Origin of the sequence: Mesorhizobium sp. CAU 1741 (assembly GCF_039839275.1) — a bacterium.
In the GTDB taxonomy this organism is placed as follows: domain Bacteria; phylum Pseudomonadota; class Alphaproteobacteria; order Rhizobiales; family Rhizobiaceae; genus Aerobium.
Genome location: NZ_JBDOQP010000002.1, coordinates 175,493 through 201,072 on the forward strand (window position 1 = coordinate 175,493; position 25,580 = coordinate 201,072).

Annotated in this window: 21 protein-coding genes; 10 read left to right on the forward strand and 11 right to left on the reverse strand. The window is 63.5% G+C overall.

The window, feature by feature from the left end; all coding sequences use genetic code 11:
- Positions 1-9: 9 nt before the first annotated feature.
- Positions 10-870 carry a class I SAM-dependent methyltransferase gene (locus AAFN84_RS07825; RefSeq protein ID WP_347514003.1) on the reverse strand — a complete coding sequence of 287 codons (861 nt, stop codon included), beginning with the start codon at positions 868-870 and terminating at the stop codon, positions 10-12.
- 284 nt (positions 871-1,154) lie between these two features.
- Here AAFN84_RS07825 and AAFN84_RS07830 point away from each other — a divergent pair, with 284 nt between their 5' ends.
- From AAFN84_RS07830 to paoC, 6 genes are all read left to right on the forward strand, one after another.
- The gene (locus AAFN84_RS07830; RefSeq protein WP_347514004.1) at positions 1,155-2,876 is read left to right on the forward strand and encodes a type I secretion system permease/ATPase; all 1,722 of its coding nucleotides are present in this window, start codon (positions 1,155-1,157) and stop codon (positions 2,874-2,876) included.
- A gap of 53 nt (positions 2,877-2,929) precedes the next feature.
- The gene (locus AAFN84_RS07835) at positions 2,930-4,243 is read left to right on the forward strand and encodes an HlyD family type I secretion periplasmic adaptor subunit (protein ID WP_347514005.1); all 1,314 of its coding nucleotides are present in this window, start codon (positions 2,930-2,932) and stop codon (positions 4,241-4,243) included.
- A 117-nt stretch (positions 4,244-4,360) separates the two neighbouring features.
- Positions 4,361-5,752 carry a hypothetical protein gene (locus AAFN84_RS07840; protein WP_347514006.1) on the forward strand — a complete coding sequence of 464 codons (1,392 nt, stop codon included), beginning with the start codon at positions 4,361-4,363 and terminating at the stop codon, positions 5,750-5,752.
- Between the two features lie 186 nt (positions 5,753-5,938).
- A complete protein-coding gene (gene paoA / locus AAFN84_RS07845; RefSeq protein WP_347514007.1) occupies positions 5,939-6,508 on the forward strand; it encodes an aldehyde dehydrogenase iron-sulfur subunit PaoA in 570 nt (189 codons plus the stop codon).
- Complete coding sequence (locus AAFN84_RS07850; protein WP_347514008.1) at positions 6,505-7,455, forward strand: xanthine dehydrogenase family protein subunit M; 951 nt, start codon at positions 6,505-6,507, stop codon at positions 7,453-7,455. Before paoA ends, AAFN84_RS07850 begins: the two co-directional genes overlap by 4 nt.
- A 2-nt stretch (positions 7,456-7,457) precedes the next feature.
- Positions 7,458-9,656 carry an aldehyde oxidoreductase molybdenum-binding subunit PaoC gene (gene paoC, locus AAFN84_RS07855; RefSeq protein WP_347514009.1) on the forward strand — a complete coding sequence of 733 codons (2,199 nt, stop codon included), beginning with the start codon at positions 7,458-7,460 and terminating at the stop codon, positions 9,654-9,656.
- 33 nt (positions 9,657-9,689) lie between these two features.
- On the opposite strand, the gene guaA is transcribed toward paoC, so the two are convergent.
- From guaA to katG, 7 genes are all read right to left on the reverse strand, one after another.
- Positions 9,690-11,264, reverse strand: a complete 1,575-nt coding sequence (guaA, locus tag AAFN84_RS07860) for a glutamine-hydrolyzing GMP synthase (protein WP_347514010.1) — start codon at positions 11,262-11,264, stop codon at positions 9,690-9,692.
- A gap of 39 nt (positions 11,265-11,303) precedes the next feature.
- Positions 11,304-11,948: a 5'-methylthioadenosine/S-adenosylhomocysteine nucleosidase gene (locus AAFN84_RS07865; protein WP_347514011.1), complete on the reverse strand. Its 645-nt coding sequence runs from the start codon at positions 11,946-11,948 to the stop codon at positions 11,304-11,306.
- Positions 11,932-12,390, reverse strand: coding sequence for a PaaI family thioesterase (locus AAFN84_RS07870; RefSeq protein ID WP_347514012.1), 459 nt, complete (start codon positions 12,388-12,390; stop codon positions 11,932-11,934). Before AAFN84_RS07870 ends, AAFN84_RS07865 begins: the two co-directional genes overlap by 17 nt.
- Before the next feature lie 82 nt (positions 12,391-12,472).
- Entirely contained in the window at positions 12,473-12,925 is a 453-nt protein-coding gene (locus AAFN84_RS07875; protein WP_347514013.1) for a TspO/MBR family protein, read from the reverse strand.
- A gap of 63 nt (positions 12,926-12,988) precedes the next feature.
- Positions 12,989-14,278, reverse strand: coding sequence for an RsmB/NOP family class I SAM-dependent RNA methyltransferase (locus AAFN84_RS07880; protein WP_347514014.1), 1,290 nt, complete (start codon positions 14,276-14,278; stop codon positions 12,989-12,991).
- A gap of 95 nt (positions 14,279-14,373) precedes the next feature.
- Positions 14,374-14,991: a L,D-transpeptidase gene (locus AAFN84_RS07885; protein WP_347514015.1), complete on the reverse strand. Its 618-nt coding sequence runs from the start codon at positions 14,989-14,991 to the stop codon at positions 14,374-14,376.
- Positions 14,992-15,177: 186 nt separating this feature from the next.
- A complete protein-coding gene (gene katG, locus AAFN84_RS07890; RefSeq protein WP_347514016.1) occupies positions 15,178-17,379 on the reverse strand; it encodes a catalase/peroxidase HPI in 2,202 nt (733 codons plus the stop codon).
- 266 nt (positions 17,380-17,645) lie between these two features.
- Here katG and AAFN84_RS07895 point away from each other — a divergent pair, with 266 nt between their 5' ends.
- Positions 17,646-18,638 carry a hydrogen peroxide-inducible genes activator gene (locus AAFN84_RS07895; protein ID WP_347514017.1) on the forward strand — a complete coding sequence of 331 codons (993 nt, stop codon included), beginning with the start codon at positions 17,646-17,648 and terminating at the stop codon, positions 18,636-18,638.
- Here AAFN84_RS07895 and AAFN84_RS07900 read toward each other — a convergent pair.
- Positions 18,540-18,929, reverse strand: a complete 390-nt coding sequence (locus AAFN84_RS07900) for an MAPEG family protein (RefSeq protein ID WP_347515077.1) — start codon at positions 18,927-18,929, stop codon at positions 18,540-18,542. The genes AAFN84_RS07895 and AAFN84_RS07900 overlap by 99 nt on opposite strands.
- A 103-nt stretch (positions 18,930-19,032) precedes the next feature.
- Positions 19,033-20,535: an IMP dehydrogenase gene (guaB, locus tag AAFN84_RS07905; protein WP_347514018.1), complete on the reverse strand. Its 1,503-nt coding sequence runs from the start codon at positions 20,533-20,535 to the stop codon at positions 19,033-19,035.
- A gap of 427 nt (positions 20,536-20,962) precedes the next feature.
- Here guaB and AAFN84_RS07910 point away from each other — a divergent pair, with 427 nt between their 5' ends.
- The 3 genes from AAFN84_RS07910 to AAFN84_RS07920 all read left to right on the forward strand — a co-directional run bounded on the left by AAFN84_RS07910 (position 20,963) and on the right by AAFN84_RS07920 (position 23,546).
- Positions 20,963-21,280: a hypothetical protein gene (locus AAFN84_RS07910; RefSeq protein ID WP_347514019.1), complete on the forward strand. Its 318-nt coding sequence runs from the start codon at positions 20,963-20,965 to the stop codon at positions 21,278-21,280.
- A gap of 141 nt (positions 21,281-21,421) precedes the next feature.
- Positions 21,422-23,086 (forward strand): peroxidase family protein, encoded by a 1,665-nt coding sequence (locus tag AAFN84_RS07915; RefSeq protein ID WP_347514020.1) that lies wholly within the window; start codon positions 21,422-21,424, stop codon positions 23,084-23,086.
- A gap of 37 nt (positions 23,087-23,123) precedes the next feature.
- Positions 23,124-23,546 carry a hypothetical protein gene (locus tag AAFN84_RS07920; protein ID WP_347514021.1) on the forward strand — a complete coding sequence of 141 codons (423 nt, stop codon included), beginning with the start codon at positions 23,124-23,126 and terminating at the stop codon, positions 23,544-23,546.
- A gap of 53 nt (positions 23,547-23,599) precedes the next feature.
- Here AAFN84_RS07920 and AAFN84_RS07925 read toward each other — a convergent pair whose 3' ends face one another.
- A complete protein-coding gene (locus AAFN84_RS07925; protein ID WP_347514022.1) occupies positions 23,600-25,486 on the reverse strand; it encodes a BTAD domain-containing putative transcriptional regulator in 1,887 nt (628 codons plus the stop codon).
- Positions 25,487-25,580: the final 94 nt, after the last annotated feature.

A 25,580-nucleotide genomic window follows, 5' to 3' on the forward strand; every position in this document is an offset into this window, starting at 1 on the left:
GCGGAAGGCCTATATCCTGGTGGCAACGAAGGCGTAGCGGACATAGGTGGACGCATCGATCTCCTTCGCATTCTCGATACGATAGAAGTCGAAGGCGAACTTGCCTGCCATCGGCGAGGAAATCCTCTCGGCGAAGGTCTTCGGCGTGTAGAAGCGGCCGTGGCGGTTGCCCCAGCCTTCCGCGCAATAGATGACGGCGGTTTCGTCGAAGGTCACGCCGGCGGGAACGCTCAGCGCGGGGTCGGTCTGGGTTCCTTCTTCATGGTGAAGGTAGAATGGGGTGATGCAGATCTTGCCGCCGGGCCGCAGCACGCGATGCATCTCCGCAAACAGGCGCGTGTCGGCGTCGCCCTCGAAATGCTCCAGCGAGCACGTCAACGCCGCCTTGCTGGCGAAACCGTCGGCGACCGGCATCGCGCACGCGTCACCGCCGATGCGGTTGCCGTCTATGCCGTCGGGATACATGATGTCCTGGCTGTAGCTCTTCGCGCCGGTGAGGCGTTCGTAGATTTCCGGCACCGGCGAATGCTCGCTCGCGATGTCGACGAACACGTCGTCTGCGCCAATCTCCAGCAGCGTCAGGGCGATGTGGTGCTCCAGCGTCTTCTCCGGACGATTGCCACGATAGTAGTCCGGATATTTCGCGTCGTAGAGCGCCTTCGCATAGTATTCCCGGTAGGCTGCAGCGTCGACCCGCAGCGGCCGGATTTCCATTTTCTGCTCGGCCGCCAGGCTGGCGACGCGGCGCGTGGCTTCCTCCGACAAATTGTCGACGCCATGACCGCGAACCGCATGACGTCGGCTCAAAGCGACGACAGCCTCGTCGTAGCTCATGCGTGCCACATTTGGCTGGTAGACGTAGGTGCTCATAGGGTCGTTCCCGCGATAGAGTCTCTGCCTTTTCGGCTACAAGACGCAGGCCCGCTTGTCACCATGCCTATTGCGAGAAAATCCGTCTCCGCACGGGCACCTGCCGTCCGCGTCTTAGCCATGTTGAGCAAAGGAGGTGCGACAACTTTACATTGCCATTGTGATGACGCTTTTCACTCTTTATAAGCTGGCAACCGTTTCATGATATCCGTAGCGACGGACATAATGTAATCTTGCCATCGTTACCGGGCTCGATCCCGAAAGGCCATAAGGCACAGGCACCCATGAAGGCCAAAAACCTCTTTTCCGACGCGCTTCGTACCTACCGTACAATTTTGGGATCGACGATCATTTTCAGCGCAGCAATCAATGCGCTGATGTTCGTCGGGCCGCTCTACATGCTCCAGGTCTATGACCGGGTGCTGCAGAGCCGCAGCGAGATGACGCTCGTGGCGCTGACGGTGATCGCGGCCGCCATGCTGGCAATCTACGGCCTGCTGGAATGGATTCGATCGCGCGTGCTGGTGCGCGCCGGAATGCGTTTCGACAACGCGCTGGCCAATCCGCTGTTTTCGCGCGTCGTCTCCGCGAGCCTCGCCCAGCCGGGCGCGAAGTCCGAATTCGCGCTGGTCGACGTCGACCGGCTGCGCGAATTCCTCACCGGCGCCGGCCTCATCGCGATCTGCGACGTGCCTTGGGTTCCCGTCTTCCTCGCGGTCTGCTTCGTCTTCCACCCGCTGCTGGGCTGGGTCGCTACCGGCGGCGCGGTGATCATCTTCATCCTCGCCCTGCTGAACGAGTTCACCACCAAGAAGACGCTCAACGAAGCGAACATGCACTCGCAGAGCGCCCAGCATTTCGCCAATACGACGCTGCAGAACGTGGAAGTCATCCGTGCCCTGGGCATGGAGCACAACCTGCGCGCCCGCTGGGACGCCATGCATCGCCGCATGCTCGAGTTGCAGGCGACCGCGAGCGACCGTGCCGGCGCGCTCGTCTCCGCCTCGAAATTCGTCCGCATGATGCTGCAGGTGGCGATTCTCGGCACCGGCGCCTATCTGGCGCTCGAAAGCGAAATCACGCCGGGCGTGATGATCGCGGCGTCGATCATGATGGGCCGGGCGCTTGCGCCAGTCGACCAGGTGGTCGGGCAATGGAAGCAGTTCGTCGGCGCACGCCAGGCATATGCGCGGCTGAAGGACCTGTTCGCACGCATTCCCGAAGATATCGATCGCACGCAGTTGCCCCGTCCCGAGGGGCATTATTCCGCTGAGCAACTGATCGTTGCTGCACCGGGAACGCGCATGCCGATCCTCAACGGCGTCACATTCTCCCTTCCCGCCGGTGAAACGCTCGCGCTCGTGGGTCCGAGTGGCGCAGGCAAATCCAGCCTCATCCGGGCATTGGTCGGGGTGTGGACTCCGCTAGCGGGCGCCGTCCGGCTCGACGGTTCGGAGCTTTCGCATTGGGACCGCGAGGCGCTCGGCGACCAGATCGGCTATCTGCCGCAGACCGTCGAGCTGTTCTCGGGCACGATTGCCGAGAACATCGCGCGCTTCAACGATGCGACTTCGGACGAGGTCATCGCCGCGGCCAAGAACGCTGGCGTGCACGAGCTCATCCAGTCCCTGCCGGAGGGCTACGAAACCCAGATTGGTACCGGCGGGCGGCAGCTTTCGGGCGGCCAGCGGCAGCGCGTAGGCTTGGCGCGGGCGCTTTTCCGCGATCCGGCCGTCATCATCCTTGACGAACCGAATGCCAATCTCGACATGGAAGGCGAGGACGCGCTGCTGCGCGCGCTCAAGATGTTGAAGGAGCGCGGCCGCACGGTGATCTTCGTCAGCCACAAGATCGGCCTGCTTGCGCTGAGCGACAAGTCGCTCATCCTGGCCGACGGCAAGATGCGCGCCTTCGGGCCGACAAAGGATGTGCTGCAGCCCAAGGCCGTCAGCCCGGTTCAGCCGGCGGCGAGCGTCGATGGCCGGCCACGAAACGCTGTCGGCTAAGGCAAGGGTGAATACCCATGCCGTTTGCCAGACATTAAAGAGGTATTGACGACATGACTGAAAAGACCAAGGACAAGAGCTTCTCGCCGACACCCTATGTCATCGCGGGCTATACGACGATCGTTCTTGCCTTCGGCGTCTTCGGCACATGGGCATCCACAGCGCCGCTGGCCAGCGGTGTCGTGGCTGGCGGAACCGTCGCAGTCTACAGCAACCGCAAGGTCGTGCAGCACCTCGAAGGTGGCATCGTCTCCGAGATCCTGGTGCAGGAAGGCAACACGGTCGACGCCGGGGACATTCTGGTGCGGCTGGACGCCAAGCAGGCACAGGGCAACCACGCAGTGCTTTCCACCCGTCTCGCCTTCCTGAAGGCGACGGAAGCCCGTCTCGAGGCGGAAAGCATGGGAGAAGACGAGATCCAGTTTCCGCCGGAAGTGCTGGGCGCCATCTCGCCCGGCGTGCCGGAGCCACTGTTCATCAAGCTGCAGCGCAACATCTTCGAAGACCGCAATACCACCCGGGATGGCCAGATCAGCATTCTTAAGGTGCGGGCCGAGCAGCTCCAGGAGGAAATCGTTGGGCTCGAGGCACAGCGCCAGGCCTTCGAACGGCAGGTCTCGTCGATCGGCGAAGAGATCGTGCGCGTGACGCGCGGCCAGGAAGGCGGCTACGTGGCAACCAACCAGGTCGCTCAGCTCAGCAGGACCAGCATGGAGATGGAAGGCAATCTCGGCCAGGTCATTTCGAGCATCGCCAAGGCGAAGCAGTCGATCGCCGAGACCGAATTGCAGATACTCCAGATCGACCAGGAGTTCGCAGAGCGCGCAAGCTCGGAACTGCGCGACATCCGCGATCAGGTCCAGGAAGTGTCCGAGCGGGTGAAGCAGGCCAAGGACATCCTCGATCGCACGGTCATTCGCGCCCCCGTTCACGGGATGGTGCAGAATATCCAGATTCACACGACGTCAGGCGTTATCCGCCCGGCAGAGCAGATCATGGACATCATCCCGCTTGACGATGACCTGATCATCAATGCGCGGGTCCGTCCGGTCGACATCGACAATGTCGATATCGGCAACATGGCCGAAATCCGGTTCCCGGCATTTTCGAGCCGCACGACCCCGGTGATTTTCGGCTCCGTACAGGTCCTGTCGCAGGACATCATCCAGCCGGAAGATACACGGGTCGAGCCATACTACGTTGCGCGGGTGGAAGTGGCGGAAGCCGACATCCCCTCGCAGATCCGCGGCCGTCTCGTGCCCGGCATGCCGGCGGAAGTGATCTTCGTGGCCGGCGAGCGCACCCTCGTGCAATATCTGGTGAAGCCTCTTCAGGACGCGTTTTCCAAGGGCCTGCTCGAACAGTAGATGGCCGCCCATTCATTCAATCTTCATGTGTGTAAATCACGGTTGAAGAATGCGACGAATTTATCTACTCCTTTAGTATGACAGTGTCGGATTTCCGATCAGACGAACGTGGCCCGGATGCGCATTCTTCCTTATCCAAGAAAGTTCTTCGGAGCTCGCGAGCAGAATGATGCGCGCGACTGGAGTCAGCAGGAGCTCGCTGACTTCTACCGCGCCCACAGGCTGCTGGTGCAGAATGGTGTCGGCATCGGCCTCGATCGTGGCCTTACGGACGCGGGCGACCCATGGATGGCGTTTTTCGACGTCTCGACCCAGGACGTGTTCATGCACGTGGCTCGTATCGACGGCAAATGCCTGCTGATCTGCGATCAGCTCAATCTTCGCATTACCTGCAATACCATCTCCGAACTCATCGCCACCTTCGAGAGCGAGGTGTGCCGAATCGTTTCTGTGCGCCAGCAGAAGAGCGGAAACGTGATCCTGCACCCGGCAGCACGGATCATCATGTCGATTTCGGCGGTGTTCCTGCTGTTCAAGCTGGAAAATAGCGTCTCGGCCCACGCAAAGAGCGGTGACGTCGAGTTCGGCGCCGGCCATGATGCCTCTTCGCGCAAGCAGGAAGTGTCGGTCACTGGCCGGGCGCAAACGGTTCTCGCGCGCCTGTATGACATGGTCGACTCACCAGCCGCAGTGGCTTCGCTCGCCGGTGTGCTGCTGTCGCTCGAAATCGCCAACATCAATTCCAGGTCGAACGCCGCGGAACACGCGGAAATGAAGCTGCCGGGCACGCTTGACGGACATGATGGCGCGGTGCTGTTCGCCGATGCAAGTGTCGATGCGGCTTCCGACGAGGCCCCGGTCGAAAACGGTCCCATCATCTCCGAATCACACGAATCGGGTCGCGGCATGGTGGTCGTGCCGATCCCGGTCGAGATGACGGAGGTGAAAGTCGCATCCGCCAATTCCAGCGACGACAATGTCATCGTGTTCACGACGGTCGAGCGAACCGACATCCCGATGCTCGACAATGGCGATGATTCGATTGTTGTGCCCGCCGCCGCGCAGTCGGCACCTATCAGCGCAGATGACGCCAAGACCGACGATACGACTTTGGAAGCGAAGGATACACTCGCCTTCCATGCGCTTCAGGCAATCATGGACGTAACGTCGCTCGATTTTGAGAAAGTCTCAGATGGCGCTGACGGAGATGCCGGCGTCGGCGAAATCACGCTTTCAATGCTTGAATCATTGGTTCCTAGTTTCGGGGCGTGGGAGAAGGTGGAGCTTTCGGACCAGGCGCTCATTGACGCATTGGTGTATTTCAGGTCGGCCTTCGCCGGATTTGAATTCGAAGTCTCCGGAAGTTACTTCCTAATGGAGCAAAGCAATACTTCTTCGCTAAAGCACGAAGAGATTGGCCTGTGGCAGAACGTCATGGGGGACGGCAGCGAGATTCTCATCATCGGTCATGTCGACCTGATCGAAGCTGCGGAAGCGCACTTCGCCTGACTTCCTGAGCGTCCAGGCTGCTCCTTGGTAAGATTTGATATCGGCGCTGGCATTACGCCGTCATTGTCTGCAACCGAAATGCCCATCATGAATTGACCTCTGGAATGATGATTTCCAGAGAGTTTCGACATGATCCCTAACGCCAATTCAGGCGGTGCCCCGTCGACTATCGACGGCCCTTCCCCAATGGCCGATGACACATCGTCCCGGTCGAACCGGTCGTCTGGCGGCGTCGCTGCTCCGGTCCGAATGCCGGTATCGCTGACCGTCAATGGCGTGGCAGCCGACCTTGAGGTCGACACCCGCACGACGCTTCTCGACGCGCTGCGCGAGACGATGAAGCTGACCGGCACCAAGAAGGGGTGTGACCACGGGCAGTGCGGTGCATGTACCGTCCTCGTTGGGGGCCGTCGCCTCAATTCCTGCCTGACGCTTGCCGTCATGCACGACGGCGACGAAATCACCACGATCGAGGGGCTCGGTACTCCCGACAATCTTCATCCCATGCAGGCAGCCTTCATCAAGCATGACGGCTATCAGTGCGGCTACTGCACGCCTGGGCAAATCTGCTCGGCGGTCGCCGTGCTTTCCGAGATCGACGCAGGTGTTCCCAGCCATGTCTCCGAGACGCTCGACGCGCAGCCAAAAGCAACCTCGGAAGAATTGCGAGAACGCATGAGCGGCAACATCTGCCGCTGTGGTGCCTACGCCAACATCATGGACGCCATCAGGGAAGTCGCGGGAGGTCGTCCATGAAACCATTCACTTATGAACGCGCCTCGTCTCCCGCAGCGGCGGCAGCAGCGGCAGCCGGCAACCGCGGTGTCAAATTCATCGCCGGCGGCACCAACCTGCTCGATTTGATGAAGCTCGAAATCGAGGCTCCGGCCCATCTGGTCGACGTCAACCGTCTCGGCCTCGACACGATCGAGCCAACCGCCGAGGGCGGCCTGCGGATCGGCGCGCTGGTGCGCAATACCGATCTTGCCGCGGACCCACGCATACGTCGAGACTACGGCTTGCTGTCGCGCGCGCTTTTGGCCGGCGCGTCAGGGCAATTGCGAAACAAGGCGACCACGGCCGGCAACCTTCTTCAGCGGACCCGTTGCCCGTATTTCTACGACACCAACCAGCCATGCAACAAACGCCGTCCCGGCAGTGGCTGTTCTGCGATCGAAGGCTTCAGCCGGCAGCTCGGTGTCGTCGGCGTCAGCGATGCCTGCATTGCTACCCATCCGAGTGACATGGCGGTCGCGTTGCGGGCACTCGACGCGACTGTCGAGACCATTCGCGCCGACGGCACGCCGCGCAGCATTCCCATGCAGGATCTTCACAGCCTGCCGGGCGACACGCCCGAAATCGAGACCACACTCGAGGCCGGCGAACTGATCACCGCCGTCACGCTGCCGCCACCGCCAGGCGGCGTGCACATTTACCGCAAGGTCCGGGACCGGGCGTCGTACGCTTTCGCGCTGGTGTCGGTCGGAGCAATCGTGCTTCCGGATGGCACCGCGCGCATTGCGCTGGGCGGCGTTGCGCCGAAGCCGTGGCGGCGAGAGACAGCGGAAGCCGAAGCGCCACGTGGCGCGCGTGCCGTTACCGAGGCTCTTCTCGCCGGGGCCGTCACCACGCACCACAACGCGTTCAAACTGCCGCTGGTCGAGCGCACGATTGCCTCGGTTCTCAGCGAAGCGAGGCACTGACAATGCGTTTCGACACTCCAGCCTCAACGAACCCGATCGACCGCCTGAAGGTCGTCGGCCAGCCGCTCGATCGCGTCGACGGGCCGCTCAAGACCACCGGCACTGCGCCGTACGCTTACGAACGTCACGACGTCGTGCCGAACCAGGCTTACGGGGCCATCGTGGCGTCCGCGATCGCCAAAGGACGGATTTCGGCGATCGACCTCTCCGAAGCACGTGACGCGCCGGGCGTCATCGCAATCGTCACGGCGGATGAGGCGGGTGATCTCGGAAAGGGCAAGCTTAACGTCGCCAAGCTGCTGGGTGGACCGGAGATCGACCACTATCACCAAGCGCTCGCGGTGGTGGTGGCCGAGACGTTCGAGGAAGCCCGCGCGGCGGCCAATCTTGTACGCGTCGACTACGAGGAAACAGTGGCCCGTTTCGATCTGGCGGCGGAGCGCGACAAGGCCACAGCTCCCGATGATGACGACCCCGAGAGCGCGTTTGGCGATTTCGACGCCGCGTTTACGGCCGCGCCGGTGAAGCTCGACGCGACCTACACCACACCCGACCAGTCGCATGCCATGATGGAGCCGCATGCCACCATAGCCGCATGGGAAGGCGATCGGCTGACGCTGTGGACCTCCAACCAGATGATCAACTGGAGCCGGGGCGACATTGCGAGAACGCTCAAAATCCCCAAGGACAACGTCCGCCTCGTCTCCTCCTTCATCGGCGGCGGCTTCGGCGGCAAGCTGTTCATCCGTTCCGACGCGCTACTCGCCGCCCTTGCCGCCCGCGCCGCTGGCCGGCCGGTCAAGCTGGCGCTGCCACGACCGCTGATCGCCAACAATACGACGCATCGCCAGGCAACGATCCAGCGCATTCGCATCGGCGCCGATGGCGACGGCCACATCACCGCGATCGGACATGAAAGCCTATCGGGCAATCTCCCCGGCGGCGGGACAGAGACTGCCGTCCAGCAGACCCGGCTGCTCTATGCCGGCGCCAATCGCATGACGGCGATGAAGCTCGCCGAGCTCGACCTGCCGGAAGGCAACGCCATGCGGGCGCCAGGCGAGGCGTCCGGGATGATGGCGCTCGAAATGGCGATGGACGAGATGGCGGAAAAGCTCGGCATCGACCCGGTGGAGTTCCGCATCATCAACGATACGCAAGTCGACCCCGAAAAACCTGAACGGCCGTTTTCCCAGCGGCGGCTGGTCGAGTGCCTTCGACTCGGCGCGGAGCGCTTCGGATGGCACGACCGCGCCACGACCGCTGGTGGCCGTCGCGACGGGAGGTGGCTCATCGGCATGGGGATGGCGGCAGGCTTTCGCAACAACATGGTGACGAAATCCGGGGCGCGGATCCGTCTCGATGCGCAGGGCGTGATCACGGTCGAGACCGACATGACAGACATCGGCACCGGCAGCTACACCATCATCGCGCAGACGGCGGCCGAGATGATGGGTGTCGGCATCGAAAAAGTGGTGGTCCGTCTCGGCGATTCAGCATTTCCCGTCGCTGCCGGCTCCGGTGGGCAGTGGGGCGCCAATACCTCGACCGCCGGCGTCTATGCCGCCTGTGTCAAGCTGCGCGAAGCCGTCGCGCAGAAGCTCGGCTTCAACTCTTCCGACGTCGACTTTTCCGATGGCTCGGTGCGAGCAGGCAACCGCACGGTGACGCTGGGAGACGCCGCCGGACCGGACGGCATCCTCGCCGAGGACGCCATTTCCTTCGGCGATCTGGACGAGCAATACCAGCAATCCACATTCGCAGGGCATTTCGTCGAAGTCGGTGTCGACGCGGCGACGGGCGAGACGCGGGTGCGTCGCATGCTTGCCGTCTGCGACGCCGGTCGCATCCTCAATCCGAAGACGGCGCGCAGCCAGGTGATTGGAGCGATGACCATGGGCGTCGGCGCCGCGCTGATGGAAGAGCTGGCGGTCGACACCAAGCGCGGCTTCTTCGTCAACCACGACCTTGCCGGCTACGAAGTGCCCGTCCACGCCGACATTCCGGAACAGGAGGTTGTGTTCCTCGACGGTGAAGACCCCATTTCCTCACCCATGAAGGCCAAGGGCGTGGGTGAACTCGGCCTGTGCGGCGTCGGCGCGGCGGTGGCCAATGCCATCCACAACGCCACCGGCATCCGCGTGCGCAACTACCCGATCACGCTCGACAAGCTCCTGCCACATCTTCCGGACGTGGCATGAGGGGCTGAGCTCAAAGCGTCGGATACGTGGGAATCATTCCCACTCGATTGTGCCGGGCGGTTTCGAGGTCACGTCGTAAACGACGCGGTTGATGCCGCGGACTTCGTTGATGATGCGGGTTGCGGCGCGGCCGAGGAAATCCATGTCGTAGTGATAGAAATCCGCCGTCATGCCGTCGACGGATGTCACCGCCCGCAGGGCGCAGACGAATTCATAGGTGCGGCCGTCGCCCATGACGCCCACGGTCTGTACCGGAAGAAGCACCGCGAACGCCTGCCAGATCGCATTGTAGAGTCCCGCCTTGCGGATCTCGTCGAGATAGATCGCGTCGGCTTCGCGCAGAATATCGAGCTTGTCGCGGCTGACAGGGCCGGGGCACCGAATGGCGAGACCAGGACCGGGGAAGGGATGGCGCTCGATGAAGTGGTCGGGCAAGCCAAGCTCACGCCCAAGCACGCGCACCTCATCCTTGAAGAGTTCACGCAGCGGCTCCACGAGCTGCATCTTCATGCGCTCCGGCAGGCCGCCGACATTGTGGTGCGACTTGATCGTGACCGATGGCCCACCGGTGAACGAGACGCTTTCGATCACGTCCGGGTAGAGCGTGCCCTGTGCGAGGAAGTCCGCCGGCTTCCCGGCTTCGGCGAGTTTCGCAGCCTCTTCCTCGAACACCTCGATGAACAGCCGGCCGATCGTCTTGCGCTTCTTTTCGGGATCGGCCTCGCCTTCCAGCGCCGCGAGGAACCGCTCCTCGGCCCGCACGTGCACCAGCGGGATGTTGTAGTGCTCACGATACATCTGGACGACCTGCTCGCCCTCGTCCTTGCGCAGCAAACCGTGGTCGACGAAGATGCAGGTCAGGCGTTCGCCGATGGCCTCGTGGATCAGAACGGCAGCCACCGAGGAATCAACGCCCCCGGAAAGCGCGCAGATCACCCGTCCATCGCCGACCTGCGCGCGGATCGCGGCAATCGCCTGCTCGCGATAGGCAGCCATGGTCCAGTTGCCCTCGAGGTCGGCGATGTTGTGGACGAAATTGGCCAGCAGCCGCGCGCCGTCGGGCGTGTGCACGACTTCGGGATGGAACTGGACGGCGTAGAAGCGACGCTTCTCGTCGGCAATGGCCGCGAAGGGCGCACCGGTCGACGTGCCGACGACCCGGAAGCCTTCCGGCAGGGCCGTCACGCGGTCGCCATGGCTCATCCACACCTGGTGCCGCGTGCCCTTGGGCCAGACGCCCTCGAACAGCGCGCTCTCCTCGTCGACATCCAGAAAGGCACGGCCGAACTCGCGATGATGGCCTGACTCGACCTTGCCGCCGAGCTGGGCGCACATGGTCTGCTGGCCGTAGCAGATGCCCAGGACGGGAATGCCGGCCTCGAAGATTTCCTGAGGGGCGCGGGGGCTGTCGATGTCGATCGTCGAGGCGGGGCTGCCCGACAGGATAACCGCGCGCGGTGCGATCCTGCGGAAGGCGTCGCTCGCCAACTGAAAGGGGACGATCTCGGAGTAGACCCCGGCCTCGCGCACGCGACGCGCGATGAGCTGCGTGACCTGGCTGCCGAAATCGATGATGAGGACGGTGTCGGGATGAGCGGTGGTGTTCATGGCGAGCGCATAAAGAAAGCACGCTGATTCCGCAAGGTCCTAGACCGAGATATCGCCCGAACCGATCGCAGCCGCGACGCGATCGACCGCCTCGGCGAGGTTTTCGTCGATGACATGCAGATATTCGGTCCAGTCGCCGACATGCTTCAGTTCGGCCGCGCCGTCGGAGATGCCGCGCAGGCCGATGAGAGGCAGGCCGAAATGCTGGCAGGCGCGCAGCACCGCGTAGGTCTCCATGTCGACCATATCGGCATCGATCCCGTCATAGGCGCCACCCGAAACGATGTTTGCGCCTGTCGAAAGGGAGGCCGTCGCGATACCGGGCACGCGCAGCGGCAATTCGATGACATGGGGCAGGCCGAGAAACGGCGTCTCGCCCTTCGGGAATCCCAGCGGTGAGGCATCCATGTCGCGATAGGATACGCTGGTCGCCTGGTAAATCGCCGTCTGCTCGAGCACGCGGCTCCCGGCCGAGCCGAGCGAAACGAGCATCTCCGGGAGTTGGCCCGCAGCTTCCAGGCGCGCGAGCGCCGCCGACAGCACGACACCCGCCTCCACCGGTCCCACGCCGGTCATCACCGGTTTGAACCGGCTCTGCAGCCTCGGGCCGTATTCAGGCGCCGCGGCCATGACGAACAGCACGCGGCGTCCGCCGAGCAGGGTCGGCTCAACCCACGATGCCATCGCGCCCGCTCACAACCATCATCGTGCCGGTCATGGTCGCGATCAGCCGGGCTTCGCCCTCAGCGTCGTAGGCGTAGGCCTGGCCATCGGCGACGATGATCGTCCGTCCCGGCTTGGTCACCGAGCCGCGGAAAAGGAAGCGTTCGCCCTTGCCCGGCGAAAGCAGGTTGACCTTGAACTCGATGGTCAGCACCGCCGCGCTCTCCGGCATCACCGAATAGGCTGCGTAGCCACAGGCGGAATCGAGGGCGGTGGAGATGATGCCGGCATGCAGGAAACCGTGCTGCTGGGTCAGTTCCGCGTCATAGGCAAGTTCGATCTCGACCTCGCCCGGGTTGACACGTGTCAACTCGGCACCGATCGTCGTCATGATCTTCTGCCGCGCAAAACTCGCGCGGACGCGCCCTTCGAAGTCGCCCAGTGGCTCGAAACGCACCGACATCCGTCTACCCCATGTTTTATGTGCAACTGCATAGCCGCCTGCCAGTCCGCAAGCAATGTGCGAGTGGCTCCGGCAAGGCTGCTCAGTTGAGCTGAAAGATCGCAAAGTTGAGCAGCGTGGCGAATGCCACCCATGCCGCATAGGGCAGAAAGAGAAACGCCGCCACGCGATCCCGTGTCCAGGTGATCAGAATGAATGCGAGGATGGCGGCAAGCAGGGCAAGAATGACTGCAAGCGCCACGCCGGTCGCGTGCAGGGTGAAGAAGACCGGCGACCACAGGAAGTTGAGGCCGAGCTGCAGCCACCAGACGGTCATCGCGCCGCCCGTCGCCTTCCTGCTCCAGACCCGCCATCCGGCGATGGCGACGAGGATGTAGAGCGCTGTCCAGACGGGAGCGAAGATCGCATCGGGCGGATTGAAGGACGGCTTCACCAACCCCTGATACCACTCGCCCGGCGTGTTGCTGGCGCCAATCAGAGAGCCGCCGCCGACAACGAGAACCAGGAAGAGAGGAAGAGACAGATAACGAAACATGGCAGGTACCGGTGTTTTCAGCATGAGGAACGATTGGCGCTGGAGCCGGTTCCAGGAACGCGTTCAGCCGGCGACACGCTCCAGGGCAGCGAAGAAAAAGCCGTCCGTGCCACTCGTCCTCGGCGTCAGCACAACCCCGGAACCATCGACACGCATCCGGTCTTCCCGCCCTGGGAAACGGGTGTTCCAAAGAGCTGACGGATCAAGTGGCCTGAAGTCCTGATTGGCGTTGAGGAAGGCCTCCATCTGATGCCTGTTCTCCTGCGGGAAGATCGAGCAGGTGATATAGACCAGCCTGCCTCCCGGCTTCACGAAATCGCGCACGGCGGCGAGGATCGCGGCCTGCTCGCGCAGGCGCACATCGAGCTGGCGGTCGGTCAGTCGCCATTTCGCATCCGGACGGCGCCGCCATGTGCCGCTGCCGGTGCATGGGGCGTCGACCAGCACCAAGTCCATCGCCGCGCACAGCGGTTCGAGATCGGCCGGGCGGGACACGGTCTGGACGTTGCGCGCCCCTGCCCTGCGCAGCCGGTCGAAGATCGGCGCAAGGCGCTGCTTCTCCGAGTCATGGGCAAATATCTGCCCGCGATTTTCCATCGCGGCCGACAGGGCCAGCGTCTTGCCGCCGGCGCCAGCACAATAGTCGAGCACCTGCATGCCAGGCGTGGCATCGGCGAGTTCGCCGACGAGCTGCGAGCCTTCGTCCTGCACTTCGAACCAGCCCTTCTGGAAGGCGGGTTCCGCCTGGACATTCGGATGGCGGCCGTGGCCCTGGATCGGGGGGATGCGGATGCCGTCGCGGGCGAGGCTGGTGATGGATGGATTGGACGCACTCAGTTCCCCAAGCACCTTGTCGCGTGTCGACAGCAGCGTGTTGACCCTCAGGTCCAGCGGCGGACGGGCTGCAAGGGCGGCGACTTCCTCGGGCCATTCATCGCCAAAGGCTTCCTCGACCAGCGGAATACACCAGTCCGGGCAGTCGGCACGTATGGCGGCAGGCGCTTCAGCAAGGTCGCGCTGCTCAAGGGTGGCCAGTTCGTCGCTGGTCAAGGGCGCGGGTGCAAAACGGTCGCCTTCCAGCATGGCGTTGATGCCGGCACCGTTCATGCCCCATTCCAGCAGCAAGGCGCCAAAGGCCAGCGCACGCGATGAACTATCATCGAACAGCCATGCTGCCGAGCGGCGTCGGCGCAAGGCATCGTAGACGACGTTGCCGATGGCGGCACGATCGCCGGCGCCTGCAAACCGGTGCGACAGCCCCCAATCCTTTAGCGCGTCGGCCGCCGGGCGGTGCCGGTTCTCGATGTCGTCCAGTATCTCGATGGCTGCCGCCACCCTGCCGCCAAGTCGCATCGCTCACTCCAAAGCCGGTTGCCCGAATGCAGCCTCCGTAACGAGGCTGCCTCGGGAACACAAGCAGAGCAATGAGAGAAAGCGGGATGCCGCCGTCAGGCCTGGATGACGACCACGTTTGCACCGACTGGCACGCGCTCGTATAGATCGACTACATCGTGGTTGAGCATGCGCACGCAGCCGCTCGACATCGCCAACCCGATCGATTGTGGCTGGTTGGTGCCGTGGATACGGAACATGGTGTCGCGGCCGCCCCGGTAGAGATAGAGCGCGCGGGCACCGAGCGGATTGGTCAGGCCGCCTGGCACACCGCCGGCATATTTGCGGTTGCCGGCGTCGCGGGCGATCATGTTGCTGGTGGGGGTCCAGCTCGGCCACTCCGCCTTGCGACCGATCGTGGCGTTGCCCCGCAGAGCGAGCCCTTCACGCCCGACGCCAATGCCATAGCGCATCGCACGGCCGTTTCCGAGCACCAGATAGAGCCGTCGCTCGGGTGTGTCGACGACGACGGTGCCCGCCTTGTGGCTTGACTGATAGGCCACTTCCCGGCGGCGCAGTTCCGGCTTGATCTTGTCCGGGGACAAGGCGGCCAGCGGAAAGCGCGGATGAGGAACGGCAGCGTAATTCTGGTAGTCCGTGCGGTACTCCGTGACGGAGCAACCCGCAAAGAAGATCGGCAGGCCAATGACAAAGGCCCGGCGGGAAATAGTCATGTCGTCCCCCAAAACGGCTTGGTTACCTCAACAACCTGTATGGCGTTATGGTTAACGAATTCTTGTTGCTCATGACGCTTCGTAAGGCAATACCGATCCGCGGTTTCACGACATCGTCAACTCCGGTCCCCAAGCAAACAGGCGCGGAGATGCTCCGCGCCTGTGGATTGTCGAGACGAGCCGACCTCAGTGCAGGTCGTAGCGGTCCGCGTTCATCACCTTCGTCCAGGCGGCGACGAAATCCCGGACGAATTTCGGCTTGGCGTCGAACTGTCCGTAGACTTCCGAAAGGGCGCGCAACTGGGAGTGCGAGCCGAAGATGAGGTCGACGCGCGTGCCGGTCCACTTCAGTTCGCCGGACTTGCGGTCGCGGCCTTCATACACCCCGTCCTCGCCCTGGGACGCGCTCCATACCGTGCTCATGTCGAGCAGGTTGACGAAGAAGTCGTTGGTGAGCGTCTGCGGCCTGTCGGTAAACACGCCGTGCTTGGAGTTGTCGTAATTGGCGCCAAGAACACGCAAGCCACCGAGCAACACGCTCATCTCGGGCGCGGTCAGACGCAGAAGCTGGGCGCGGTCGACGAGCCCTTCCTCCGGCTTCATGAACTGCGTGCCGCTGAGATAATTGCGGAAACCATCGGTACGCGGCTCAAGCGGTGCGAAGGACTCCGCGTCCGTCTGTTCGGCCGTTGCGTCCATGCGGCCGGGTGTGAACGGCACGGTGACGTCTTCGCCCGCATCCTTAGCGGCCTTCTCGACGCCGGCAGACCCCGCCAGCACGATGAGGTCGGCGAGCGAAATCTTCTTGCCGCCACCCTGCGAGGCACTGAAGTCGCGCTGGATGCCTTCCAGCACGCCGAGCACCTTGGTCAACTGGGCAGGCTGGTTCACCTCCCAGTCCTTTTGCGGCGCAAGGCGGATACGTGCGCCATTGGCGCCGCCGCGCTTGTCGGACCCCCGGAACGTCGAGGCCGATGCCCATGCCGTCGAGACCAGCTCGGCGACCGACAGCCCGGAAGCAAGGATCTTCGCCTTTAGCGATGCGATGTCGACCTGGTCGACCAGTGGATGATCGACGGCCGGGATCGGATCCTGCCAGATCAGGTCTTCCGCCGGCACTTCGGGGCCGAGGTAGCGCACCTTCGGACCCATGTCGCGATGCGTGAGCTTGAACCAGGCGCGCGCGAACGCATCGGCGAACTGATCCGGGTTCTCCAGGAACCGGCGCGAAATCTTCTCATAGGCGGGGTCGAAGCGAAGCGACAGGTCGGTGGTGAGCATCGTGGGGAGATGCTTTCTGGACGGGTCGTGCGCGTCCGGCACGTTGGCCTCCGCATCCTTTGCCTTCCACTGAAATGCGCCAGCGGGGCTCTTGGTCAGCTCCCATTCATGGTTGAACAGGTTTTCGAAGAAGAGGTTGCTCCACCGGGTCGGCGTCTGCGTCCACGTCACCTCGGGTCCGCCGGTGATGGTGTCGGCACCGAAGCCGGTGCCGTGCTTGCTCTTCCAGCCGAGACCCTGGTCCTCGATCGCCGAACCTTCGGGATCGGGACCGATCAGCGACGGATCGCCGGCACCATGGGTCTTGCCGAAGGAGTGGCCACCGGCGATCAGCGCGACGGTCTCCTCGTCGTTCATCGCCATGCGCGCGAAGGTCATGCGGATGTCGTGCGCCGCGGCGACCGGGTCGGGCTTGCCGTTCGGGCCTTCCGGGTTGACGTAGATCAGGCCCATCTGCACCGCCGCGAGCGGTTCATTCAACTGGCGCTCGCCGCTGTAGCGCTCGTCGCCGAGCCAGGTTCCTTCCGGTCCCCAGTAAAGTTCTTCGGGCTCCCAAACATCGGCGCGGCCGCCGGCAAAGCCGAACGTCTTGAAGCCCATGGATTCAAGCGCGACGTTGCCGGTGAGCACCATCAGGTCGGCCCAGGAGATCCTGTTGCCGTATTTCTGCTTGATCGGCCACAGCAGGCGACGCGCCTTGTCGAGGTTAGCGTTGTCGGGCCAGCTATTGAGCGGTGCAAAACGCTGCTGTCCCATGCCGGCGCCGCCACGCCCGTCGGTGGTGCGATAGGTGCCAGCGCTGTGCCAGGCCATGCGGATGAAGAGCCCGCCATAATGGCCAAAATCTGCCGGCCACCATTCCTGCGAATCGGTCATCAGGGCGCGCAGGTCGTTCTTCAGCGCTTCCAGATCGAGCTTCTTGAATTCCTCCGCGTAGTCGAATTCCCGCCCCATGGGATCGGACAGCGAGGAATTGGTATGAAGGATCTGGACGTTCAGGTGCTCCGGCCACCAGTCGCGATTGGTGCGAACCTGCCTGCCATGCGCGACGGGGCACTTGCCCTCCGATTTCGGTCCGGCGTTGTCGTTGGCCTCTGGCGCGTCCATGGTCGTCTCCATCTGTTGATCGTGTTCTTGCGACACCCCCGCGCGGAGCTGCCAGAACCTGCGTTGCTTTGCCGTGGCCACCGCAGTCGGCCGACACGGACATGAATTGTTGTCCAGAGGCGGCTCAATTCTCGCCGTGAGCGGCACGTGCGGCGTGCGAAAAGCCCGCGTCATGACCGGCCACTCATTCTGGAACAATTCAAAACTATCCGAACTCTACGATAGAAACAAATTGCGTTTCCTATTTGTTACGATAATTTCCGCTTATGATAAAACTGACGGTCCGCCAGATGGAGTATTTCGAGGCGCTTGCGGAAACGCTGCATTTCGGGCGCGCCGCGGCGCTTGTCGGCGTGACCCAGCCGGCCCTCTCCTCGCAGATCGCCGAAATGGAGGAGCGGCTGGGCTGCAAGCTCTTCGAACGCGGGCGCAGGACGGTCCATCTGACCGAGGAGGCACGCGCGATGCGCTCCAGGATAGAGCGCATCCTGGTGGAGTTGCGCGAGATAGAGACGGCGACGCGCCGAGGACCCGGAGCCGTGGAAGGCCGCTTCAGACTGGGCGTCATCCCCACCGTTGCACCCTATCTCCTGCCGCGGCTGTTGCCGGAACTGCGGCGGCGCTTCCCTGCCCTATCCGTGGAAATGCGCGAGGCGGTGACCGCGACGCTGGTCGAGGAAACGGCGGCGGGTCGGCTGGATGCGATGATCGCCGCCCTGCCGCTCGACAGCCCTGCCCTCGTGGTGGAGCCGCTCTTCGAGGACCGATTCTTTCTCGCGATCCCGCGCGACGACCCCGGCTTCATCGCTCCGCCGGTGCCGCCGGAAAGTCCGGCGCTGGAGCGCCTAATGCTGCTTGAGGAAGGCCACTGCATGCGCGACCAGGCGTTGGCGGTCTGCGGCAACATCCGGCCCGCGGCCATGGCGAATTATGGCGCCACGAGCCTGACGACGCTGCTGCAGATGGTTGCCCATGGACAAGGCGTGACGCTGGTTCCGGAAATGGCCAGCGAGGCGAGCCGGGCCATCCCCGACCTCAGGATCGTGCCGTTCGCCGAGCCGATGCCGTCGCGGACGCTTGCCTTCGCGTGGCGCAAAAGCTCCAGTCGCGCCGGCGAGTGCCGCGCGCTTGCGGCAATCGCACGTGGGCTCGGTCCTGCCTCAGGCGCTCAGCAGGTGAATGGCGATCATGACCCAGAGCACCAGGACGATCACGAAACCGGCGACGAAAGCAGGCTGTCGGTAGCGAATCCGGTTTGACGTGACGTGGATGAAAGTGTGCACGTAGCGGGAGATGGCAAACAGCCATGCCAGCACGAGCGCGACGATGTCTGCTCCGCCGGTCGCATAGAGCGACAGGCATGCGATGTGGAACAGCATCGGCAGTTCAAACTGGTTTGCAAGCGCATTCTTCACGAACAGGCTTTGCTGCGGCTCGACCTGATTCTCGCGGAATTGCGAAACCTTGGCATTACCGCTGGTCACCGCCGCCTTTCGGCGCAGGCCGAGCATGGCATAGATGATGAACACCAGGAGCACATGCGCCATCATCGGCCAGAAGATCGCGGTCTGGTTCACTCTGTCCTCACAATCGGGTGGGAGTCAGTTTCAACGTGCCGTCCACGCGCCCGTGGACGCGTGGAGATTTTGGTGATCACGCGCCGCCGGGATAGTTTGGGCTTTCGCGCGTAATGGTCACATCGTGGGTATGGCTTTCACGCAAGCCGGCATTGGAGATGCGCACGAAGGTGGCGCGATTGCGCAATTCGGTCAGGTTCGCCGCGCCGACGTAACCCATCGCCGCCTTGAGCCCTCCGACGAGCTGGTGCAGCACGCCGCCCACCGGACCCTTGTAGGGAACCTGTCCCTCGATGCCTTCCGGCACCAGCTTCAGCGTATCGCGCACTTCCGCCTGGAAATAGCGGTCGGCCGAGCCGCGCGCCATGGCGCCCACGGAGCCCATGCCGCGATAGGCCTTGAAGGAGCGGCCCTGGTACAGATAGACCTCGCCGGGGCTCTCGTCGGTGCCTGCGAGAAGCGAGCCGACCATTGCGGCGGCGGCTCCTGCGGCCAGCGCCTTGGCAAGATCGCCGGAGAACTTGATGCCGCCATCGGCGATGATGCCGACGCCTGCCTTGTCGGCCGCCTCCACCGCCGACATGATCGCCGAAAGCTGCGGCACGCCGACACCCGCAACGATGCGGGTGGTGCAGATCGAGCCCGGCCCGATGCCGACCTTGACCCCGTCGGCGCCGGCATCCACCAGCGCCTTGGTGCCTTCGGCCGTTGCGACATTGCCGGCGATGATACGTACCGAGTTCGACAGCTTCTTTGCCCGCGTCACGGCATCGAGCACACGCTGCGAATGGCCGTGCGCGGTATCGATGACCAGCAGGTCGACGCCGGCGTCGATGAGCCGTTCGGCGCGCTCGAAGCCGTCATCGCCGACGCTGGTGGCAGCCGCCACGCGCAGACGCCCCTGCGCATCCTTGGCGGCGTGCGGGTTGAGCTGCGACTTCTCGATGTCCTTGACCGTGATCAGCCCGACGCAGCGGCCGGCGTCGTCGACCACCAGGAGCTTCTCGATGCGGTGATGGTGAAGAAGCCGCTTCGCCTCTTCCTGCTCGACCGTCTCGCGCACCGTGACGAGCCCGTCATGGGTCATCAGTTCTCGGACCTGCTGGGCAGGATCGGAGGCGAAACGCACGTCGCGGTTGGTCAGGATGCCGATGAGGCGGCCTGTCGTGTGGCCGCCGGTACCACCGTTCTCGACCACCGGAATACCCGAGATGCCGTGGGCCCGCATCAGCGCCTGCGCGTCGCCGAGCGTCGCCTCAGGCCCGATGGTGAGCGGATTGACCACCATGCCGCTTTCGAACTTCTTGACCTGGCGGACCTGCTCGGCCTGCTCCTCCGGCGAAAAATTGCGATGGACGACGCCGATGCCACCGGCCTGCGCCATCGCGATCGCGAGGCGCGCGTCGGTCACGGTATCCATGGCAGCCGAAAGAATCGGGATATTCAGTTCGATGTCGCGGGCGATCTTCGTCGAAACGTCGGTCTGGCCCGGCATCACTTCCGAATGGCCCGGCTGCAGCAGCACGTCGTCGAAGGTGAGCGCGAGCGCACCGGTTGCGGTCTCAATAATTCTTGCCATTGCCGATCCTTCGACGTTCGGGTGCGCGGGAGAAACGCTCTGGCCTCGCGGCCGGCGGCGATTCGATTTCTCCCTTTCAGGATGGCGGTGGCTGGTAACACGGAGATGTCGGAAAGGGAAGCGCCACGAGGCGCGATTCGTCAGGGGACCGGGCCGGGCGATGGAAGTTTTTCGCAGGCAAGGCCGCAGGTCGCGCCGCCATTGTACCGTCAGCCGGCTTTCACGCTGCTTTCACGGCGAGGGAGTCACAGTTGCGCAAGGCGAAAGTGACGGACGAGGCGTCACCGGATCGCCGGGAAAGTCCCTGAGGGCCTTGCGCCGATGCCCTTAACCGGCGCGAAGCAGAGGCGGCCCGGACCGCCGCCTCGTGCCTTCAGGGACATCTCCGGTCCAATGGCGGGCACGGAGCCTGAAAAGGTAAGAATCGATGGACTTCAGACAAGATGCGGAAAATCGTCAACGCGCTTCCACCACCACCCAACAACCGGCAAATCCGGTCTCGCTGGTGAGAATCGACGAAGGCGGCGACTCAAAAGCGCCCAAAGCCAGCCAAGGCGTGAGCGACCACTACGAAATCGCGATCGGGCGATGGAAGGCCGATGTCGTCGCGGCGACGGCCACGGAGGACGCCGGCGTCAGGCTTCGCTCACGCAGAAAGAGCGAGGCGAGCGAGCCGTGGGAGCGCAGGCGGATGCGCAGAATGCGCGAGCGAATCGCCGCGAGGCGTCGCGACCGCCGCGACTGACCACCTCCGCCACCAACCTTACCGGCGAATCAATCGGTTCGCCGCAGTGTCGAGTCAAACCTGTTCCCGTAATGCGTGTGTTTTGCGCGTCAGTATCCGCGTGAGTTTTTCCACAGGCTGAGACGAACAGGAGAATGCGGCATGCATGGTGGCCTCGACCTACGGCGGCGCCAATCCGACACTATCGGCGTCTGCCCGGCCTCCTTTTCGGGCACTCGCTTCGGCTTTCCGTCGATGCATGTCGGCGCGCACTATATCGGCGTCGAGCATGCCGCTGGCACGGCGACGGATATAGAGCGGACGCGTGCGCTTTTCGAAGCGCTTGCCATCCGGATGAACGGTCACCACGCATCCGACGTCGAGCCACGCTTCGAAAACCCGAACATCCCTGCCGGCTATACATATCTTGCCCAGTTCGCCGCGCACGACCTGTCGGTCAACAGCGAGGACCGGGCGGAATTGGGCAATGCGGTCGCGGCGCGCAACATGCGAACGCTGCCGCTCGCGCTCAACGCGCTCTACGCCAGCGGCCCGACGATTTCCGCATTCTGCTATCAGCATGCGCCCAGCTTCTCGCCGGACTTCGCGCGGCTCCGGCTCGAGCGGATCGGCAAGGAAAACGGCACCGCGCCGCGTCGCGACATCGGCCGGCTGTGCGAGTATGAGGCCGCGATCCCGCGCAGCAAACCGCTGACCGCGGACGCCCGCAGCGATGACAATGCAATGCTGTCTCAACTGGTTGCGCTGCTGTCGATGGTGCACAACGCGGCTGTCGACATCTCCGCTGCGGCATGGCCGACCGACACGCCGTTCGCGCACTACAAGCGGGCGCGGCTGGCCACGACCCTCGCCTACCGTTCGATCCTGCGCAACGACCTCCTGCGTCGGCTGCTGGATCGCGACGTCTTCGCCTGGTATGCGAGGTCGAGCGATCCGTCACGTTTCCTCACCGACGTCGACGAAGACGATCCGGTCACGCGTGAATTCGCCCATGCCGCCTTTCGCATCGGCCATTCGATGGTGCGGCCATTCTACAAGTTCAACGAGCATAGCGAGGTGCATCCGATCCAGCGCGCGTTGATGCGGACATCGGAAATGGACCCGCTCGAAGTGCCGCTCGATCGCTGCTGGATCGCACAGTGGTCGCGCTTCTTTGACATTCCAGGCGCGACAGGATCAGGAATGCTGCAGCAGAGCATGAAGATCGGACCGGGATACGGGAGCGCGCTCAACGCACATTTCAAGAAGCCCGTCGAGAGCATCGGATCCGGGCTGGCGATGCGCGACCTGGTGCGGTCCGCCGTTTCGGGCATCAGCAAGCTCGAGCAACTCGGTGCCGGTCTCGCGGCCGGCGCACCGTCGGACTTCCCGCATCGCGGATGGCTGGCGGACCATGCCGGACACCGTGCACTGCTGGAGGCGTGGGCGCGCAGGCCGACGCCGCCCGGCGGCTATGGCGGTGTGTTCCCGCCGCCGCTGACCGAGGAGCAGGTACGTGAATTCGCCGAGAACCCGCCACTGGTGCTCTTCATCATGATCGAGGCCGCATCGCATCCCGCGAACGGCGAGCGGCTCGGCCCGCTCGGTTCGATCATCATCGCGGAGACCTTCTTTCGCGCGCTCGACAACCAAGCCTCGCTCGACTTCCTGGGAGGAAGCGACCGGGACGAATGCGCTGAAGCAATCGAAATCATCTTCGGGGCGGCAATGCCTTCGACGATGCCTGATCTGGTGCTGTGGCTCGACCGCAACGTACCCGCGGCCGAGAAGACGCTGCCCGACGGACAGCAGGTACCGATCATCTAACCACCAAGAAGAAACCAACAGGGAAAGGCAAAATACCATGGACATTCACGAAGGACCGCACGGGCGCTTCAAGGTCATCGACCATCTCGCCTTCGGCAAGCTGATCCACAAATGGGCCAATGACGCGAGCACGGCGCCGACGAGCATCGAGGAACTGAAAGCGGCTCTCGAACCCGGCATTGCCCTTGTGCCCACCCGCTACACGCAGATGCGCACGGTGCAGCCGGAAGAGGAGGAGTTCATCCTGCGCCTGCCACCACGCCACATGATCAACAACACGATCGAGGAACTGAACGGGCCTGCCTCGGATCCGAAATCGACATACGCCGTGCCGGATTTCTATTTTCTCAAGATGCGCAGCCCGGACGGCTCGCCCGCCAGCGTGAGCAACGCCTTCATCAACAATGGCGACTTCTTCTACTCGCGCGTCGCGGACTATACGATTTCCGTCTGCCGTTGACCGATCGGCCGTCGATCCTCCTGGATCGGCGGCGTCCTTCCCGCCACGCCGAGCTACTCGAAGCCTGCCTCGGCCAGACGCTCGCGCACGCGAAGGCGTATCGTTTCGTCGCTTATCGGAAACATATCGGCAAGCCAGTCGCCTGCCATCTGGCGGTTCGGCGGTTCCTTGGAGCGCCAGTCCTGGGCGAGTGACCGGTAGAGCTGAGAGGCTTCCTCGCTTGCCCGGCCGCCCTGACCCAGTTCCCGCAGGGCGGCGATCGTCCAGGTTTTCATGCCGTAATATCCGTGCTCGACACGGGAAGCGGCGTTCAGCGATGCCTCGTAGTCCCCTGCGAGATAGTGGATGCCGGCGAGGTAGCTCCAGTGCTGGGGCGCGAGCGTTACGCCCATGTCGAGGATTTGTCCCGCAAGCTGGTCGATCTCGCCGCCGGCACCACAAAAGGCAAGGCCGTGGGCAGCCGAGGTCAGCACCCAGGGATCGTTGCCATTGAGCTGCAGCGCGCTGCGATAGGCATTGTCAGCCTCGAGGAACTGGCCGAGCAGCGCGTGCGACCAGCCGAGGCTCAGATGCGCCTTGGCATCCAGCGGATCGAGCAGACGCGCCATGCGGGCATGCTCCAGCGCCATGTGCGTGACGGACTCCTCGCGGAAGATGCCGGGACAGACGATGTGCCTTCCATTGGCATGCTGCGCGAGCGCGCTGTGCGCAGGACCGAAGCCGGGGACGGCGCGGATGATCGACTGCAGCAGGTCGAGCGCGGCACTGTCATCGGCATCGCGCCAGCGGTACATGTGCTGCTGTGCGCGCACCCACGCATCGAAATGGCTCCCCGGCAGAACCGCATGTGTGGAGAGATGCCGAAGCCTATCGGCTGACAGATGCATGTTCAGGGTCGACGCCATGCGGCGCACGAACCCTTCCTGCGCTTCGCAAAGCGATTCGACCCCGCCACGCAGCGTCTCGCCCCAGACAAACCGCCCGTCGCGCTCGTCGCGCAGGTTCAGGCTGTAGGCGATAGCGTTGCCGCCGGAGCGCCCGGAAATCAGGATCGTGTAGGTGGGGCGACGCAGGGACGCGCCGCTGCCGTCCCAATCGACCACCGTCCATTCCCGGAAACGCGAAAGCAGTGAGATGAGCTCGAAGCGCAAGCCGCTGAGGGCTCGCGAGAAGCCTGAATCGGTATCGTCGGTCGATTCCACCGGCGCCACGATGAGAACCGGGCCCTCGTCCCGGGGCGCGGCCGTAGCGTGGTCCGGCGTCGATGTTGGATGCTTCGGGCCTACGAGGCCGAGCTTGATGTCGGCATAGAGCTTCTGGGTTTCCGGCGAAGGCTCGGCGTCGAATTCTTCGTCGAGCGTGTGCCACAGCGAATTGTAGACCTGCAGCGCGCCGGACTGGTTGCCCTGGCGGGCACGCGCGTGCATCACGTAGCGGGTCGCGGGCTCGTGCGAGGGATCAAACGCCGTCAGCGCCTTGGCCCAGTTTTCACGCTGCTGTTCGTCGAGCAATTCGGAGCGGAACCGGCTCTCCAGCGCATCGAGGAACATGTCGCTCCAGAACTGACGCTGTACCCGTACCCATGCCGAATAGCTATCATCGAGGTCATCGCAACCCTGCAGAATGCGGTTGCCGTATCGAAGTGCGTGCAGGCTTTCGGCGTCGGGAAGGCTTCCTTCGCGGATGGAAGCGAGCATCTGCGTGAGATCGACCTGGATCTTGTCGCGGTCGATTACCAGGCTGTCCTTGTAGGCATGGAAGCCGTCGAACCCCACCATTTCCAGCGCATGTCGGATGGAACGGACGCCCTGGCGCAGCGAAGTGCGAGCGCGTTCCTCGCTGGATGTGGACCACAGCAGCCCGGCGGCAAACTGACGCTGCAGTTCTCCCGATTCAGACACGCACAGATAGGCAAGCAGCGCGTCCGCCTTGCGCGACATGGTTCGTACACGGCGTCCTTCGCACATGAAGGTTGGCTCGCCAACGATATCTACGTGCAGCCGTGGCTTCACCGTTCCCAACAACCTCGCTTTG

Excerpts from the sequence above, each read along its gene's own strand:
- AAFN84_RS07835 (WP_347514005.1), top strand. The coding sequence starts at position 2,930 with ATGACTGAAAAGACCAAGGACAAGAGCTTCTCGCCGACACCCTATGTC.
- AAFN84_RS07925 (WP_347514022.1), bottom strand. The coding sequence starts at position 25,486 with ATGTCGCGCAAGGCGGACGCGCTGCTTGCCTATCTGTGCGTGTCTGAA.
- AAFN84_RS07825 (WP_347514003.1), bottom strand. The coding sequence starts at position 870 with ATGAGCACCTACGTCTACCAGCCAAATGTGGCACGCATGAGCTACGAC.
- AAFN84_RS07880 (WP_347514014.1), bottom strand. The coding sequence starts at position 14,278 with ATGCGACTTGGCGGCAGGGTGGCGGCAGCCATCGAGATACTGGACGAC.
- paoA (WP_347514007.1), top strand. The coding sequence starts at position 5,939 with ATGGCCGATGACACATCGTCCCGGTCGAACCGGTCGTCTGGCGGCGTC.
- AAFN84_RS07850 (WP_347514008.1), top strand. The coding sequence starts at position 6,505 with ATGAAACCATTCACTTATGAACGCGCCTCGTCTCCCGCAGCGGCGGCA.
- AAFN84_RS07875 (WP_347514013.1), bottom strand. The coding sequence starts at position 12,925 with ATGTTTCGTTATCTGTCTCTTCCTCTCTTCCTGGTTCTCGTTGTCGGC.
- AAFN84_RS07920 (WP_347514021.1), top strand. The coding sequence starts at position 23,124 with ATGGACATTCACGAAGGACCGCACGGGCGCTTCAAGGTCATCGACCAT.
- guaB (WP_347514018.1), bottom strand. The coding sequence starts at position 20,535 with ATGGCAAGAATTATTGAGACCGCAACCGGTGCGCTCGCGCTCACCTTC.
- AAFN84_RS07915 (WP_347514020.1), top strand. The coding sequence starts at position 21,422 with ATGCATGGTGGCCTCGACCTACGGCGGCGCCAATCCGACACTATCGGC.
- AAFN84_RS07840 (WP_347514006.1), top strand. The coding sequence starts at position 4,361 with ATGCGCATTCTTCCTTATCCAAGAAAGTTCTTCGGAGCTCGCGAGCAG.
- katG (WP_347514016.1), bottom strand. The coding sequence starts at position 17,379 with ATGGACGCGCCAGAGGCCAACGACAACGCCGGACCGAAATCGGAGGGC.
- AAFN84_RS07865 (WP_347514011.1), bottom strand. The coding sequence starts at position 11,948 with ATGGCATCGTGGGTTGAGCCGACCCTGCTCGGCGGACGCCGCGTGCTG.
- AAFN84_RS07885 (WP_347514015.1), bottom strand. The coding sequence starts at position 14,991 with ATGACTATTTCCCGCCGGGCCTTTGTCATTGGCCTGCCGATCTTCTTT.
- guaA (WP_347514010.1), bottom strand. The coding sequence starts at position 11,264 with ATGAACACCACCGCTCATCCCGACACCGTCCTCATCATCGATTTCGGC.
- AAFN84_RS07870 (WP_347514012.1), bottom strand. The coding sequence starts at position 12,390 with ATGTCGGTGCGTTTCGAGCCACTGGGCGACTTCGAAGGGCGCGTCCGC.
- AAFN84_RS07910 (WP_347514019.1), top strand. The coding sequence starts at position 20,963 with ATGGACTTCAGACAAGATGCGGAAAATCGTCAACGCGCTTCCACCACC.
- paoC (WP_347514009.1), top strand. The coding sequence starts at position 7,458 with ATGCGTTTCGACACTCCAGCCTCAACGAACCCGATCGACCGCCTGAAG.
- AAFN84_RS07900 (WP_347515077.1), bottom strand. The coding sequence starts at position 18,929 with ATGATGGCGCATGTGCTCCTGGTGTTCATCATCTATGCCATGCTCGGC.
- AAFN84_RS07830 (WP_347514004.1), top strand. The coding sequence starts at position 1,155 with ATGAAGGCCAAAAACCTCTTTTCCGACGCGCTTCGTACCTACCGTACA.
- AAFN84_RS07895 (WP_347514017.1), top strand. The coding sequence starts at position 17,646 with ATGATAAAACTGACGGTCCGCCAGATGGAGTATTTCGAGGCGCTTGCG.